Origin of the sequence: Alteromonas ponticola, from assembly GCF_012911815.1 — a bacterium.
Taxonomy (GTDB): Bacteria; Pseudomonadota; Gammaproteobacteria; order Enterobacterales; family Alteromonadaceae; genus Alteromonas; species Alteromonas ponticola.
Map to the genome: position 1 here is coordinate 404967 of NZ_JAATNW010000003.1, position 16804 is coordinate 421770.

14 protein-coding genes are annotated in these 16804 nt (G+C 45.6%); 4 read left to right on the forward strand and 10 right to left on the reverse strand.

The annotated features are described in order from the left end of the window. Positions 1-158 precede the first annotated feature (158 nt). From HCJ96_RS06730 to rpsB, 10 genes are all read right to left on the reverse strand, one after another. Complete coding sequence (locus HCJ96_RS06730; RefSeq protein ID WP_169210262.1) at positions 159-674, reverse strand: OmpH/Skp family outer membrane protein; 516 nt, start codon at positions 672-674, stop codon at positions 159-161. A gap of 45 nt (positions 675-719) precedes the next feature. After that, positions 720-3194: an outer membrane protein assembly factor BamA gene (gene bamA, locus HCJ96_RS06735; protein ID WP_169210263.1), complete on the reverse strand. Its 2475-nt coding sequence runs from the start codon at positions 3192-3194 to the stop codon at positions 720-722. 93 nt (positions 3195-3287) lie between these two features. Continuing rightward, positions 3288-4640, reverse strand: a complete 1353-nt coding sequence (gene rseP, locus HCJ96_RS06740; protein WP_169210264.1) for a sigma E protease regulator RseP — start codon at positions 4638-4640, stop codon at positions 3288-3290. Next, on the reverse strand, positions 4640-5824 hold the full coding sequence (ispC, locus tag HCJ96_RS06745; protein WP_169210265.1) for a 1-deoxy-D-xylulose-5-phosphate reductoisomerase: 1185 nt from the start codon (positions 5822-5824) through the stop codon (positions 4640-4642). The genes rseP and ispC overlap by 1 nt, the downstream gene beginning before the upstream one ends. Beyond that, positions 5824-6687, reverse strand: a complete 864-nt coding sequence (locus HCJ96_RS06750) for a phosphatidate cytidylyltransferase (RefSeq protein WP_169210266.1) — start codon at positions 6685-6687, stop codon at positions 5824-5826. The genes ispC and HCJ96_RS06750 overlap by 1 nt, the downstream gene beginning before the upstream one ends. Before the next feature lie 65 nt (positions 6688-6752). Next, positions 6753-7436 (reverse strand): polyprenyl diphosphate synthase, encoded by a 684-nt coding sequence (gene uppS, locus HCJ96_RS06755; protein ID WP_425483736.1) that lies wholly within the window; start codon positions 7434-7436, stop codon positions 6753-6755. Between the two features lie 133 nt (positions 7437-7569). Then, positions 7570-8127, reverse strand: coding sequence for a ribosome recycling factor (gene frr, locus HCJ96_RS06760; RefSeq protein WP_169210268.1), 558 nt, complete (start codon positions 8125-8127; stop codon positions 7570-7572). A 21-nt stretch (positions 8128-8148) separates the two neighbouring features. Beyond that, the gene (pyrH, locus tag HCJ96_RS06765; protein WP_169210269.1) at positions 8149-8889 is read right to left on the reverse strand and encodes a UMP kinase; all 741 of its coding nucleotides are present in this window, start codon (positions 8887-8889) and stop codon (positions 8149-8151) included. A 212-nt stretch (positions 8890-9101) separates the two neighbouring features. Further along, the gene (gene tsf, locus HCJ96_RS06770) at positions 9102-9974 is read right to left on the reverse strand and encodes a translation elongation factor Ts (protein WP_169210270.1); all 873 of its coding nucleotides are present in this window, start codon (positions 9972-9974) and stop codon (positions 9102-9104) included. 125 nt (positions 9975-10099) lie between these two features. Continuing rightward, complete coding sequence (gene rpsB, locus HCJ96_RS06775; RefSeq protein ID WP_169210271.1) at positions 10100-10831, reverse strand: 30S ribosomal protein S2; 732 nt, start codon at positions 10829-10831, stop codon at positions 10100-10102. Positions 10832-11167: 336 nt separating this feature from the next. On the opposite strand from rpsB, the gene map reads away from it, so the two are divergent. The 4 genes from map to HCJ96_RS06795 all read left to right on the forward strand — a co-directional run bounded on the left by map (position 11168) and on the right by HCJ96_RS06795 (position 16638). Continuing rightward, positions 11168-11962 carry a type I methionyl aminopeptidase gene (gene map, locus HCJ96_RS06780; RefSeq protein ID WP_169210272.1) on the forward strand — a complete coding sequence of 265 codons (795 nt, stop codon included), beginning with the start codon at positions 11168-11170 and terminating at the stop codon, positions 11960-11962. A gap of 120 nt (positions 11963-12082) precedes the next feature. Continuing rightward, positions 12083-14734 (forward strand): [protein-PII] uridylyltransferase, encoded by a 2652-nt coding sequence (glnD, locus tag HCJ96_RS06785; protein ID WP_169210273.1) that lies wholly within the window; start codon positions 12083-12085, stop codon positions 14732-14734. Continuing rightward, a complete protein-coding gene (gene dapD / locus HCJ96_RS06790) occupies positions 14731-15555 on the forward strand; it encodes a 2,3,4,5-tetrahydropyridine-2,6-dicarboxylate N-succinyltransferase (RefSeq protein WP_169210274.1) in 825 nt (274 codons plus the stop codon). The genes glnD and dapD overlap by 4 nt, the downstream gene beginning before the upstream one ends. A gap of 306 nt (positions 15556-15861) precedes the next feature. Next, positions 15862-16638 (forward strand): alpha/beta hydrolase, encoded by a 777-nt coding sequence (locus HCJ96_RS06795; RefSeq protein WP_169210275.1) that lies wholly within the window; start codon positions 15862-15864, stop codon positions 16636-16638. The last annotated feature ends 166 nt before the right edge of the window (positions 16639-16804 follow it).

Here is a 16804-nt window from a genome sequence, read left to right on the forward strand (position 1 = left end):
CCTGCCTCAGCCCACTTGGCGAAGCAGATTGCCGTTAATATTATAAGCGCGGCAACCATACGCTTTTCATCAGTAAAAACAAATCAGACCAACAAAAAAAGTTGGTCTGATTATACATCTACGAAGTTAGCACAATTGAAATGTGTTAACGAACCAAATTAGTTGGCTTTCTTAACTTCTTCCATTACTTTTTCAGACAAATCATGCTCTTTTTTAGAGTAAGCTACTGCACCAGAGGTAAGTACCAGGTCGTAATCGCCTTTAGTTGCAACTGTATCAATAGCCTTTCTTATTACCGTGAGTAACTTGTTGCGCTCTTCGTTTTGACGACGCTGAATATTTTGCTCCAACGGCTGCGCTTTTTCAGCCAGAGTTTCTCTGACGCCCATGATTTTGTCTTGCAGTTCTTTCTTCTCTTGCTCACTCATGGTGGCGGCATCGCGCTGAAGTCGTTCTGCGAAAAACTGACCATCTTTTTGTAACTGATTAACTTCATCAATCTGGTCTTTAAACTCAATCCGGATGCTATTAGCGATTTCAGCCGCCTGAGGCATTGCCTGAAACACACCTTGCACATCTACCAAACCAATTTTTTGCTCAGCCATGGCCGATGTACTTACAAGCGCACTACCAAACATCGCTGTCGCTACGATATGTTTTGCCAACTGTTTCAAAAGAAACTCCTTTCTGGTTGTTTATACGGTTGTAGACCGAATGTATTAAAATGTTTGTCCAATATTAAACGTAAAGAATTTCGCATCATCACCTTCGCGCTCTTTTAGGGCGCGAGAGAAACTGAATACCATTGGACCCATAGGTGAGATCCATTGTACCGAAATTCCAGCAGAACTACGATACAGTTTCCAATCGGAATAGTCTAACAAAGAACCACTGCGCGGGTCCCGTTGTAAGTCTTTGTATTCGTCGTACTGAAATTCGGTGTCCCAAACGTTGCCCACATCCACAAAAAAGCTGGTGCGAACAGAATTATCCATGTCTTCCTCGACAAACGGTGTTGGTACGATAAGCTCCACACCACCTAACGCCATGGCATTACCACCAAGACTGCGGCGGGAAATGATAATCGTATCATCGGCTGGGTCAGCCGGATAAGGTCTGCCATCCGGCCCTACCGTAGTAACCTGGGAAGACCGGCCAATTCCGCGTGGACCCACCGTATTGTTCTCAAATCCTCTCAGCGTGTCAGCGCCACCGGCGGTAAAGTTTTGTGTGAACGGTAGTATCTGATCGTTACCGTCTATATCACCATAGCCGTTACCGTAACCGAGTCGTAGCCTGGTCAGTACTGACCATCGCTGATTGCGAGTCAGTGGGAAATAAAACTTCGTATCAAAAATTGTTTTAAAATAGTTAACGTCCGAGTCAGGTGTGGTTATCGAGAAAGATGCCTGCTGTGACGACCCTGCTGTCGGGAACAAGCCGCGATTAAGGGTATTTCTGCTCCAGCTGACGCTGGCCAGTATGCTGTCGTACTCTACCGCTGCATCAGGATCGCTGTCGGAAGTAAACTGTCGGTAGAAGTTTTCAGTCTGCTCGTAATACCCGCGGTTGTACAGTTCAACGTCAGAATAAGTCAGACCAAAGTTTATCCGGTTAAACTCATTAATGGGATAACCGATGTTAGCGCCGACAGACCATTGCTTGGAGTTATAACGAATAACGTTAAAGTCAGAACCATCAAATTCACTGTAGCTGATACTGCCACCAAGGCTGATGCCGTCGATAGTAAAGTAAGGATCGTTATAAGTGATTTGGGCAGAGCGTTGATAGGAAACGGTACTGACATTAAAGCCTAAACGTTTACCTGTTCCCAAAAAGTTGTCCTGCTGAATTCCCGCCTGCAAACTCAATTTAGTGCGATCACCGTAACCAATACCTGCAGTAAATGAGCCTGATGGCTGTTCCTTAACATTGAAATTCACATCAACCACATCATCCTGCCCTGGAATTCGAATGGTTTCAAACTCCACTTCTTCCATATAGGTAAGACGGGATAACGCGTTTTTCGATGACTCCAACGTCGCATTTGACAACCAGGTACCTTCCATCTGCACCACTTTTTGTCTCAACACTTCATCCGAGGTGACCGAGTTCCCGTTAAAATTAATACGTCTTACGTAAATACGTTTTCCAGGGTCTACCGACAAGGTTAACTTGACCGTTTTATCTTCATCGTTAATTTCTGGCACCGTAGTTACCGTAGGGTAGGCATACCCAAAACGGCCCAGATATTTACTGATAAACTCTTCGGTATAGGTGACTTCTGCCTGATTATACAATTCACCGGAAGTGAGCGGCAGCACCTGCATGATGTACTCTTCGTGACCCAACGCGTCACCAACCAGTTCAACGTCAGAAATGGTGTATTGTTCACCTTCAGATACGTTCAGTGTGACATAAATACCGTCTTTCTCGGGTGTCATCGACACTTGCGTTGAGTCAACGTTAAATCGAAGATAGCCACGATCCATGTAGTAATTGCGCAAGGACTCCATATCCCCTTGCAAAGTTTGTTGCTGATAGCGGGTTTCTGAAAGGAAATCCCACCAGGGAGTATCAAACTGCAGCTCCCAGTTTTCAAACAACTCAGCATCGCTGAATAACTCATTGCCGACGACGTTGATCTGTTGGATTTCAGCAGCATCGCCTTCTTCAAACGAAAACTTTAAATCCACCCGATTTCTCGGCAGTGGGGTGACAATAGCGTCCACTTCAGCGTTGTATTTACCAATGCTGTAGAAAAAGTCTTTCAGACCATTTTCTATTGATACCAATACGGTCTTATCCAACGGCTCGCCTACGCGAATACCATTACCGTCTAGGCTTTCCTGTAATTGTTCATCTTTGATGTCATCGTTACCATCAAACGTGATGGTGCTGATGGTAGGACGCTCTGACACCCGGACAACTAGGATATTGCCTTCTCGCGATACGGCGATACGTTCAAAGTGAGTAGAGGAGTATAACGATCGAATGAGCTGGGTTACTCGAAAATCATTTAATCTGTCACCTACCTGAACAGGCATATAGGTCAGTGCAGCACCCAGTGCCACACGTTGTAATCCTTCTACTCGAATATCTTCAACAACAAATTCACTGTCTGTTGTCTGGGCGTTGGCAAAGCTAGCACTGGATAGAACGATTCCGGCTGCTACTAACTGTTTTAACTTCATCTATTTTTATTTTCCTGGCCGCGTTTGCTGTTTGCGCACGTAAGAGAGTTTGCTACTCGTTACTTAATATTTCGTACTTTCACTGTTCACTCATCAGGTGATACGACTTATATCATTAAATATGGCGATACTCATAATGGTGAACAATAACATACCGCCGATTCGAAATCCCCATTCCTGCACCTTTTCAGGGACAGGTTTGCCGGTAATTAGTTCAATCAAATAATACATTAAATGACCACCATCCAGCATTGGTAAGGGAAGCAGGTTGATAATGCCTAAGTTGACACTTATCAACGCAAGAAAACTTAAGAAATAAACCAATCCATAGCCGGCACTGACCCCAGCACCCTGGGCTATCGATATTGGGCCACTCAGACTTTTGACCGATACATCACCCGTAATCAACTTGCCGATCATCTGGATACTCAGCGTAACCAGACGCCACGTCTTATCGGCTGCCTTCATCAACCCTTCTACCGGGCCATAATGGTGAGTGAAAACATACCCTTCAGGCCAGGGTTCAAATTCCGGACTGACACCTAAATAACCTTGCAAACCATCAACCGACTCTCGTTCTCCAATGGTAACTTGAGTTGTCACCATTGTATTTGCGCGCTCAAGCTCAAGTTGTAAGGCTTCACCTGGCCGGTTTTGTATGACTGACACTACATCCTGCCATTGTTCGACCTTGACACCGTCAACCGCAACTATGCGATCACCTTGCTGTATGTCAGCCTGACTCGCAGGACTGCCATCTCCTACCATTCCAATTGCGAGCGTTGGATCAGGTCGGAATGGGGTAAATCCAAGGCTGCTTAATGCAGATTCTCTGTCAGGATCGAATTGCCAATCACGGGTATCGAAAGTGAGTTGGCGAAGTGCGCCGGATGACTTTCTGATCTCCACAGGCAGCGAATCTTCGCCAATGTAAGATACCAGCTCCAGATTGACTGACTCCCAGTCAGATGTTGATTTGCTTCCTATTGAGGTGATGGTGTCGCCTGATTCCAGATTGGCTCTGGCGGCAATGCTATCTGGCTGAATATCGCCTACTACCGGCTTAACGGTTTGAATGCCGATGGCGTACATAAGCCATAACGCCAGTATGGCAAAAATAAAGTTTACCCCGGGGCCTGCTGCAATAATTGCCATCCGCTTGCCCAGCGATTGATTGTTGAATGCCCGATGTCGATCTTCAGACTTAACCTGATCAACTCGTTCATCAAGCATTCTGACGTATCCGCCCAATGGGATGGCAGCAATCACATATTCAGTGCCATCTTTACCCATGCGTCGCCAGAGTGGTTTACCAAAGCCAATCGAGAAACGTTCTACCTTGACACCGCAACGGCGGGCCACATAGTAGTGCCCCCATTCGTGCACGGCAACTAAAATACCCAGTGCGACGATAAACGCCCCCAGGCTCCATAAAAATGCGAACACTAACTCAAACCTCTGATAACCTCATTGGCCACATCCCGTGCCCGTCTGTCCTGCTCCAGAATTTGTTGGAGTGAAGAAACACTCATTGGTTCCAACAAATTCAGCGTTTCTTTGTTTACTTCACTAATCTGAGTGAATTTTATCCGCTTTTGCAGGAAGGCTTCAACTGCTACTTCATTCGCTGCATTCAAACGGGTGGTGGCGCACTGACCTTCCTTGCAGGCATCAATAGCCAGTTTTAAACAGGGGTATCGCTCAAAACAGGGCGTAGTAAAATCAAATGAGGCAATGGAAGCGAAATCCAGATATTTCACCCCCGACTCAATTCTTTGCGGATAAGCCATAGCATGCGCGATAGGTGTGCGCATATCAGGGTTACCTAACTGGGCTATAACCGAACCATCGATATACTGCACCATTGAATGAATGGTGCTCTGAGGATGAATAACAACTGAAATATTATCCGGCCTGGCACCGAACAACCAGCAGGCTTCGATAAACTCCAGACCTTTATTCATCATGGTTGCTGAATCAACCGTGATTTTGCGCCCCATATCCCAGTTTGGGTGTGCACACGCTTCCTCAACAGAGATGTCAGCAAAAGTCGATAAATCACGGGTTCTAAATGCACCACCAGAACCTGTTAACAAAATGCTGTGGATTCCCGCTGCTTCCAAATTACCGTATTCGAAATTAGGCGGAAGACACTGAAAAATCGCATTGTGTTCACTGTCTATTGGCAAAATAGTCGCATTAGATTGTTTAGCCGCTTCGATAAATAAAGCACCCGACATAACCAGCGCTTCTTTGTTTGCCAGCAACACCTTTTTACCGGCGCGCACCGCTGCAAGGGTTGGCATCAAGCCTGCCGCACCCACTATCGCGGCCATGACTGCGTCCACTTCCGAGGCACTCGCCACGTCTTCCAGTGCTTGCGGTCCACACAAAATTTCAGAATGAAATTCGTTGAGTGAAGCAGCGTAATCAACCGCAATGGTATAAGCAGCTTCATCGGCTACCACGACATACCTTGCCGCGCAAGACTGTGCCTGGATTAGTAACTTTTCAATCTGGGTATGCCCTGTTAACGCAAACACCCGGTATTTATCCGGGTGCCGTTGAATGACATCAAGCGTGCTAACACCAATGGAGCCTGTGGCCCCAAGTATCGTGATTGTTTGCATCAGGCCATCCAGATTACATAGCAGAATGCAAATACAGGGAAGGCAGCGGTTAAGCTGTCAATTCTGTCCAGAATGCCGCCATGGCCCGGTAAAATTCGGCCACTGTCTTTTATTCCTTCACACCGTTTGAGCATACTTTCGTTAAGATCGCCTAGCGCAGATACCCCTACGGTAATTCCACCGATTAACAGGTGCAGCCAGATCCGAGATGGTTCCACCTGGTAATGCAGTGCTGCAAAAGCGATAATGGCAAATGAGGCGGCGATTCCGCCCAACAGACCTTCAAAGGTTTTGCCAGGTGAAACATTGGGACGCAATTTATGGCGACCAAATTTTACTCCGACAAAAAATGCACCGATGTCAGCAGCCCAAACGATACCCAGTACGTAGAATATTAAAGAGGCTCCGTACAGGGGGTCAATTTCAAACAAACTGGTACGCAGAGAAACCACACCGACCCAGGTGGGGATAAGGGTTAAAAAGCCAAATAAACTGCGTATTTTGACGCTGGTGCGCCAATAACTGGAATATCTGGGGTAAGCTGAAATCATGGCTAACGAGAAGATCCACCAGATAACGGCTATAGACAGTATAAATTGATACAAACCGTGCAACTGACCTTGATACCAGATAACACTGCTGTCGACCAATAAAGCTAATAGCATGCAGGATGCAAACATGGCTGCCATAAACAGCAATTTTTTAGGTCGTTCCTTGATGCCCGACATATTCGCCCATTCGTAGCCCCCTAAACCGACTACTGCTGCGATGACGACTTCAAACCACCAGATCGGTAAAAAAAGGATGGCAATCAATGCCAGCGGGGCAAGAATTAATGCCGTGACTATTCTTTGTTTTAGCATGTTTAGGCTTTCAGATTCGTCTAAGTGAGAACTGTCCTTGGTTATTTATATTTATTACTGTTTACTCAACTGACTTGTTCACCAGTGAGTCCAAAGCGTCTCTGGCGCGATTTAAAGTCGTTTACTGCTTGTTGAAATGCATCTTCATTAAAATCTGGCCATAGTACATCGGTAAAATACAACTCTGCATAGGCACATTGCCATAACAGAAAATTGCTCACCCGGCGTTCGCCACCTGTCCTGATTAATAAGTCCAGCTCTGGCATACCATGGGTAGAAACCAACGTATCGAAGCGACTTTCATCAATCTGTTCAGGCGCAAGTTCACCCTGCTCTACTTTTCTGGCTAACTGCCTGGCGGCGTTCACTATATCCCAGCGTCCACCATAATTGGCGGCGATATTGAGCACCAGTTGATCATTGTCCGCAGTTAAAGCTTCAGCCTTACGTATCTTGTCAACCAGCTTCTCGTCAAACGCCGATACATCACCGATGACTTTTAGCCGAACACCATTTTTATTCAGCTTTTTTACTTCACTGTTCAATACCAGATTGAACAGTTCCATCAACACTGACACTTCTTCTTCCGGACGCTTCCAGTTTTCACTGCTGAAGGCGAACAAGGTAAGCGACTGAATATCAGATTGACGCGCAAATTTAACTGCTGCCCGAACCGATTCAACACCCGCTTTATGCCCAAAGGTGCGAATTTTACCTTTCTTTTGAGCCCAACGTCCATTGCCATCCATAATGATTGCGACGTGCCTGGGGCCCGCCACAGAGTCAAATGAGGTCTGAGCGTTATCGTGTTCTGATAATAAAGCAGCCTGATTTTCATCAGGCTGCGTTTTTTGGCGGGACCGCTTTGCCAGCATAATCGGCTTACACTTCCATTAACTCTTTTTCTTTATCTGCCAATAGTACATCCAACTTTTTAATGTACTCGTTCGTCAGCGTTTGAATATTTTCTTCAGTTGCGCGACTTTCATCTTCACTGATTTCTTTTTCTTTCAGTAATTCTTTTACGTCACTGTTTGCATCGCGCCGAATGTTACGCACCGCAACGCGGCCCTGCTCAACCTCATTGCGAACGACACGGATCAAATCCTTACGGCGCTCTTCTGTCAATGGTGGTAGCGGTATTCTGATCGCAGCACCAGCGCTCATCGGGTTTAACCCCAGGTCAGATTGCATGATGGCTTTTTCGACCGCTTGAATGGCGCTTTTATCAAACACGGTTAACGCCAGTGTACGGCTGTCCTCTGCGACGACATTCGCAACCTGCTTCAACGGTGTATCGACGCCGTAATATGGCACCATAATGCCATCAAGTAAGCTTGGGTGTGCACGACCCGTGCGAATTTTACTTAATTGACTTTTTAATGCGCTAACGCTTTTTTCCATACGTTCCTGAGCATCTTTTTCAATTTCATCAATCACAATCGTGTTCCTATTTATTTACTAATTTAATTTTTCAGCGTGGTCTATCAGCGTGCCTTCAGGTTCACCCATAACAACGCGTTTTAAGCAGCCAGGCTTATTCATATTAAACACTCTAATCGGAATTTTATGATCCCGCGCCAGAGTGAAGGCGGACAAATCCATCACTTTTAATTCTTTTTCCAGCACTTCCTGATACGTTAGCTGTTTGTATAAAGTCGCATCTGGGTTTTTAACCGGATCGTCACTGAAGACGCCGTCCACTTTAGTTGCTTTTAATACAGCATCAGCTTCTATTTCGATACCACGCAAACAGGCGGCTGAGTCTGTGGTAAAAAATGGATTACCGGTTCCTGCGGAAAATATCACTACACGTCCAGACTTAAGCAAACTGATTGCTTCGGCCCAATTGTAGGCATCACAAACACCATTCAGTGGAATTGCTGACATCAAACGGGCGTTTACAAACGCGCGATGCAACGCATCACGCATGGCTAAACCGTTCATTACAGTGGCGAGCATTCCCATATGGTCGCCAACAACGCGATTCATTCCTGCTTTTGCCAGGCCTTCGCCACGGAACAGGTTACCACCGCCTATGACCAGTCCAACTTGAACACCAAGCTCAACCAGCTCTTTAATTTCCTGCGCCATCCGATCCAGAACTTTAGGATCGATACCGAACCCTTCAGCCCCCATCAACGCTTCACCACTTAACTTTAGCAAAATTCGACGATAAGCAGATTTAGGTGTGATACTCATTAGTTACGTAATCCTCATCAAGGCGGCTGGTGTCATTTTTCGACCCCAAAAAATCACAACAAACGCTTTTTAAGACTGGTATAAAAGTTTAGCTTTTTGCGGCATCAGGGCAACCATTCACACCACAACCACTTCACTTATAAAAAAGCACCTCAAATGAGGTGCTTGGTAGTGTATCGGACAATCACAAAATGCAAAAGTCTAAGTCACACTTATTTCTTTGCAGCAGCCATTTGCGCAGCTACTTCAGCAGCAAAATCTTCAGACTTTTTCTCGATCCCTTCACCCACTTCAAAACGGATAAAGTTAATTACGTCAGCATTTTTGCTTTTCACAAGCTCGCCAACCGTCATTGAAGGATCTTTTACGAAAGGCTGGCCAGTCAGGCTGATTTCACCAGTGAATTTTTTCATGCGACCCGCAACCATTTTCTCAGCGATATCAGCTGGCTTGCCAGACTGCATTGCGATTTCGATTTGGATCTCTTTTTCTTTCTCAACCACTTCAGCAGGAACCTGCTCAGGTTTAGTGAACTGTGGGCTGGCAGCAGCAACATGCATTGCTACGTCTTTCGCCAACTCTTCATCACCACCGTTGAAGATTGTGATTACACCAATACGGCCGCCGTGTACGTAAGCACCAAGGTTGTCACTTTCCACGTTGATAACACGACGAGGAGAAATGTTTTCACCGATTTTAGCCACTAACGTATCACGCACGTCAGAAATCTTCTGACCGTCAAGTTCTGCGTTGTTTAGTTCTTCAATTTCGTTGATGTTGTTTTCGTGCGCAACATCAAGGATCTGGTTACCAAACTTCAGGAAACCCTCGTCGCGGGCAACAAAGTCAGTTTCACAGTTCAGTTCAAGCATCGTTGCACGATTGCCACTAACTTTAGTCAGAATTACGCCTTCAGCCGCAATGCGACCTGCTTTTTTCGCTGCTTTAGCCTGACCAGATTTACGCATGTTTTCAATGGCCAGCTCGATGTCACCATCAGTTTCCATCAGAGCTTTTTTACAATCCATCATGCCTGCGCCGGTGCGCTCACGTAGTTCTTTAACTAGTGCTGCAGTCACTGCCATTTTTCAATTCCTCAGCAATAAATTAATTTGATAGGTAAAAGGGGCATACCGCCCCTTAAATAAATAATCTACTCACATCACTGAAAATTAAGTGAAAACAAAATTTTCAGAAAGCTATGTCAGTATTATTCAGCAGTTTCGACGAAGTCGTCTTGCTCAGCTTGTGCTTCAAGGTTGTTGTTACGACCTTGATTAACTGCATCAGCAGCAGCATTTAAATAAAGCTGAATGGCACGGATTGCATCGTCGTTACCAGGGATGATGTAATCAACACCATCTGGGTTTGAATTCGTATCTACTACACCAACAACTGGGATACCCAGGTTGCGTGCTTCAGTTACTGCAATGTGCTCATGGTCGGCATCGATTACAAAGATACAGTCTGGCAGGCCACCCATATCTTTAATACCGCCTAAGCTGCTTTCAAGCTTGTCCATTTCACGCTGTAACATTAGCGCTTCTTTTTTGGTCAACTTCTCGAAAGTACCATCCTGGCTTTGCTGTTCAAGGTCTTTCAAACGACGGATTGACTGACGAACTGTTTTCCAGTTTGTCAACATTCCACCTAACCAACGCTTGTTTACATAAAACTGATCACATTTTTGTGCAGCTTCTTTTACCGCTTCACCAGCAGCACGCTTGGTGCCTACAAAAAGGATTTTACCTTTCTTAGAAGCAACACCTGAAAGGTAGTTAAGTGCTTCGTTGAAAAGTGGAACAGTTTTTTCAAGGTTGATGATGTGAACTTTGTTACGTGCACCAAAGATGTAAGACTTCATCTTAGGGTTCCAGTAACGAGTTTGGTGACCAAAGTGCACGCCAGCTTTCAGCATGTCACGCATTGAAACGTTTGCCATGTTTAATTCCTCAAATGGGGTTAGGCCTCCATACACCCTTTTTATCGATCCAATTTAATGGACACCCCGACAAAAAGTGTCGATGTATGTGTGTTATTTAAGTTAATTTTCCTCTGCTTCAAATCGTCTTGAACAGAGGATTGCAAAATGCGGGCGCTTTATACCATGACCAGCCACAAGACTCAAGTTAAAGGGCGCACAAAAGCATAGCATTACCGCCCTTAGAAGTTGCCAAGACTATACAGCTTGCTGACTTAACGCTACCATAAAAGAATATTCGAGCACTTTATGTGCTTATCGTACGAAGAAAGATAGATTTATATATTGAGGAATACAGTGGCTGCAATTATTAAAACGGCTGAAGAAATTGAAAAAATGCGAGTAGCAGGCAAATTGGCTGCTGATGTACTCACCATGATCACCCCTCACGTAAAAAAAGGCGTGACCACAGATGAATTAAATACGCTGTGTCACGATTATATCGTCAATGTGCAGGGTGCCGTTCCTGCTCCTTTAAATTATGGGCACCCACCCTTTCCCAAGTCTATCTGTACGTCAGTAAACCATGTCATTTGTCATGGCATACCTTCTGATAAAAAACTCAAGGACGGTGATACCCTGAATATTGATGTCACGGTTATAAAGGACGGCTACCACGGCGACACCTCAAAAATGTTTGTTGTAGGCAAGCCCAGTATTCTTGCAGATCGTTTGATTCGGGTCACCCAGGAAAGCCTTTATAATGCGATAAAGATAGTCAAACCTGGCATTACACTAGGGGATATTGGACATGCCTGCCAGCAACACGCTGAAAAGCATAACTATTCAATTGTACGTGAATATTGTGGACATGGAATTGGCGCGGGTTTTCACGAAGATCCACAGATTGTGCACTACGGTAAACCGGGCACAGGAGACAAAATTGAAGCGGGCATGTGCTTCACCATTGAGCCTATGGTGAATGCCGGTAAGCGCTACAGCAAACTGCTACCTGATCAATGGACAGTGGTCACTAAAGATCGCAGTTTAAGTGCTCAGTGGGAGCATACATTATTAGTGACGGAAAACGGTGTCGAAGTGTTGACGTTACGTGATGAGGAAGACTTACCGCGCGTAATCAGTCACGACTAAGTCGCGCCATTTGCATATTGAATAACTATTCAGTCTATCTGGCGCTTTATGAACAGATCTAAAAAATGATAAAGTGCCGCATTATTTTTCGGATTCTTCTGACAATAAGAGACCATTACCTTGAACCTGCAACAGCTAATCGACCAGATTGAAGACATTGATTCTATCAGTGATGTGGCGTCGATAAAGCAGTGCATAAACGATAGTTACACCTGGCTTAGCAACTCTTTTGAGAGAGTAGCGGTCAATCAGCTGGTTACCGGCCGTGCAACTTTTGTCGATGCAACACTCTCACATTTATGGGAACTGGCGGGATTGGATCAGTATGACGACATAGCGTTGTGCGCGGTTGGCGGTTATGGCCGTGGGCATTTACAACCCTACTCTGATGTTGACTTATTGTTTGTCAGCCAAAAATATCTGCCCCCCTCGGTACAGGAAAAGGTCAGTCAGTTTGTCACCCTGTTATGGGATATTAAACTGGATATAGGCCAATCTGTACGTACCATAAAGGAAACGGTGAAGCTGGCTAAGGACGATATCAGCATTGCAACAAATTTAGTTGAATCCCGCCTACTGTGTGGCAATGAACGTGTGTTTGATGCCATGTGGGAAGCGGTTAACAATAAGCAAGTCTGGACGTCGCGCGCTTTTTTCAAAGCAAAATACGATGAACAAATCGCCCGTCATGCCAAATTTCACGGCACCGCCTACAACCTGGAACCCAATATTAAGGAAAATCCCGGCTGTCTGCGCGATATTCAAACGATTGGCTGGGTCGCCAAAAAACATTTCAAAGAATACGATGGCTGGAACCTGGTCGGCCACGGTTATTTTACTGAACAAGAGCATAGCGAGCTCATTTCCTGTCGCATGCATTTATGGCGAATGCGTTTCGCTTTGCACCTGGTTGCGGGTCGTTCAGAAAACCGCTTGTTATTTGATTATCAGGCAGATGTGGCTGAATTACTCGGCTACGGCACGGAAAGCAAGCCCGCAGTCGAACAGATGATGCGAGACTTTTTCCGCGTGGTACGCCAGGTATCAGAACTCAATAGTATGCTGCTCAAACGCTTCAGGTATGAGCTGCTCGATCACAATGTGTCGCAAACTCAACAGGTAAACGAAAAGTTTTGTTTATTGGATGGCATGATTTCACCGCGTGCTGATGACGTCTTTGGCTCACCTGAAGATATACTGGACTTTCTCGACACCGTAGCTAACACCTCAGATGTAGATGGTCTGGACACAGATTGTATTCGCCAGTTACGCAATGCCAGACGCAACTTTATTGGCCAGTATTTTGTTGAACGGCAGAGCTGCCGCACGCGAATGATGAAGCTGCTGAAGCAACCGCACTTTTACGATTTTGCCTGGGACATCATGCATAAGTACGGCATTTTGCAAAGCTACCTGCCAGAGTGGGATGCGATTGTTGGCATGATGCAGTTTGACTTGTTTCATGCTTATACGGTCGATGAACATACCCACCGTCTGGTTAAAAACGTTAATCGCTATTATTCAAAAGACAACACTGAGTTTCCCCGTTGCAAACGTATCGTGCGCAATCTGGACAAACCTGAGCTTCTCTATATTGCAGCAATTTTTCATGACATCGCCAAGGGTCGCAACGGTGATCATTCGCTGTTAGGCGCGGTTGATGTGCTTAAATTCTGTGAAACACACGAAATCGCCAAAGTGGATTCACAACTGATCAGCTGGTTAGTCGAAAATCATTTATTAATGTCCGTTGTGGCGCAACGTCGCGATATTTACGATCACGAAGTGATCAATGAGTTTGCCACCGCGGTGCGCACCCATAAACATTTAGAGCTGCTCTATGCACTCACTCTGGCCGATATACGCGCCACTAACGATAATTTATGGAATGACTGGAAAGCGTCGTTACTAAAAGAACTTTATCTGATGACGAAAAAAGCACTGGATAACGGCTTACAGTGTCGCGATACGCTTAACGATCGCATCGATTTACACAGGGAAACCGCAGCTAAACAGCTACGCGCCACCAATGTGGATGAACACGCCGTGGCGACGCTTTGGGAGCGACTGGAAGAAGATTACTTTATTCGTTTTTCACCGGAACAAATTGCCTGGCATACCCAGCAGATCATTCAGGCACAGCACGGCCTGTTAAAGGCTAACCCAGACGCTATTTTAGTCAGAGCCAGTGACGACAGTGCCAAAGGCGGAACTGAAATTTTAATCTACGGTAAAGATCGTAAGGCCTTATTTGCTCAGGTAGCCTCGGTGCTGGATAGCCGCAATTGCTCTATTCACGATGCCCACATTACGGTAACCGCAGATGGCTATGTGTTTGATAGCCTGATCGTGTTAGAAAATGATGGCACCCGACTTACCGCGGAATCCCGCATTCGTAATCTTGAAAAGGCGATCACTGAGCAGCTGTTAAAACCTGGCCGTGCGCACAGCAATAATCGTAAAATCTCACGTCAAATGCGCCAGTTGGATGTCCCCACTAAAATTCGTTTTTTTGGTGCCGGCGAAGATGCCACTCTGGTAGAACTTGAAGCACTGGATGCCCCCGGCATTCTGGCAAAAATTGGCCATGCCTTTGTCGATTGTGGTGTCGTGCTGAAACTGGCTAAAATTGCCACCATTGGTGAACGCGCAGAAGATATATTTATCGTCTGTAATGATGAAGGTGAAGCGTTGTCACCGGAACAGCAAATTAAACTGAAAAAGCGTATTTTATTTAAACTCGACCAACTTGAAGATATCAACATAACATGACTGAAATTAAAAATATCATTGAAGACGCCTTTGAAGCGCGCGAAAGTATTTCACCGTCTAAAGCGTCTACTGAAGTTAAAGCTGCAGTTAGCGAAGCCATTCGTATGCTTAACAGTGGCGAAGCCCGCGTTGCGGAAAAAATTGCCGGTGAATGGGTAGTTCATCAATGGCTGAAAAAAGCAGTGTTGCTTTACTTTCGTCTACACAACAATAAAGTGATGGACGGTGCCGAAAGCCGTTTCTTCGACAAAGTCCCCTTAAAATACACTGATTATTCACAACAACAATTTGAACAGGAAGGCGTACGCATTGTTCCCCCCGCCGCCGTGCGCACAGGCAGCTTTATTGGCAAAAACGTGGTCATCATGCCTTCTTACGTAAACATTGGCGCCTTTGTTGACGAAGGTTGCATGGTAGATACCTGGGCCACCGTAGGCTCATGCGCACAGATTGGTAAGAACGTGCACCTATCAGGTGGTGTGGGTATTGGCGGTGTACTTGAGCCACTTCAGGCTAACCCCACTATTATCGAAGACAACTGTTTTATCGGTGCACGCTCAGAAATTGTAGAAGGCGTTATTGTTGAAGAAGGCGCGGTTATTTCCATGGGCGTGTATATCGGTCAAAGCACGCGTATTTACGACCGTGAAACCGGTGAAATCCACTACGGTAGAGTGCCTGCGGGCTCTGTGGTCGTGCCTGGCAATCTGCCCGGCAAGGATGGAACCTATAGCTTATATGCGGCAATAATCGTCAAGAAAGTTGATGCGAAGACACGCGCTAAAGTGGGTATTAATGCATTATTACGCAGCGTTGAATAACCACTGACTGCCGCAAATTTACTATTGAAGGGAAATAGAAGACCGGTTTTTTCGGAGCGGATTAATACACTAATCCGCTTTCAAATTTATACATACTTTTCATATTTATCGTAAAGCAAATTCACCTACCCCCCTTAAAGCTTTGATAAGCCATTTCCGGCACTTAAAATTGTCGAAAACGGATGCCCGCCAATTAATTGCGTTGACAGTCTATACTGCTATGAAAGCGATAATATCCTTACCAACCAGGTAAGCTATATGAACACCTTAAAATGTTGTGTGAGTCTGTTAATTTTGGTGACGAACATGAGTTTTGCTTCAGAACGGGAAGAAACAGTGTGTGGCTGGCTCAAAGAACGGTTTATGTTTGCCATGTGGAGCGCCGCCGCCCCTTCACCGGACCGTGCACGAGTAGCAGATAACCCGCTTATAACCAGCGTTCAATTTCGCACGGCAGACAACCGTCTATTACACGGATACAGATATAAAGCGCAGACGCTACCGGGTGAAACCACCAGGGGCTATATATTAATGGCGCTGGGTAATGCAATGATTGCAGACCAGATGATTAGCCAGTTACAACCTTTTTCTGAACGCGGTTACGACGCGTTTATTTATGATTATCGAGGGTATGGTCGCTCAGAAGGAAAACGCCGGATAAAAGCCTTTATACAGGATTACATAGAGATAATTGCGTTTCTCAATACTCAGTATGAGCGACACTTACTGTACGGTGTGTCCCTGGGAGGCGCAGTGATTGCAAACGTCCTGGGACAAGGGACGCAATTTGACCGCGCCGTCATTGATTCCAGTCCTAGTCGCTTTTCTCCTTATGGATGCCCAGACTGGCTTGATCCGGTTAATAATATCCCTGACAACGCAGCAGATATTATGGTGATAACAGGCTCAATGGACACTGTTCTGGGTCCGGAAATGACAACCGAATTAAGAGATGTGGCCGTGCAGAAAGGAGCAACCGGCTTCAACGGCTCCGATTATAACCATCCTTTTATGGATTCACATAGTTCGGTACATTCACAAAGGATGAACTTGATAGTGAACTTTCTGGATAACCGACACTGAAGAAAACGGTGTAGGGTAGTAACGTCCGGATATAATGGTCTGCTCTGTACGTAAAGCGGAAGTTGGTGAACTTAAAAAACTGACGTCATTGCGGCGCAGGCCGCAATGACGCGTTTCTTCGATTAAGTTCAAAGTCTACAATTTGTCAAAAGCTGCCTGTCAGCCC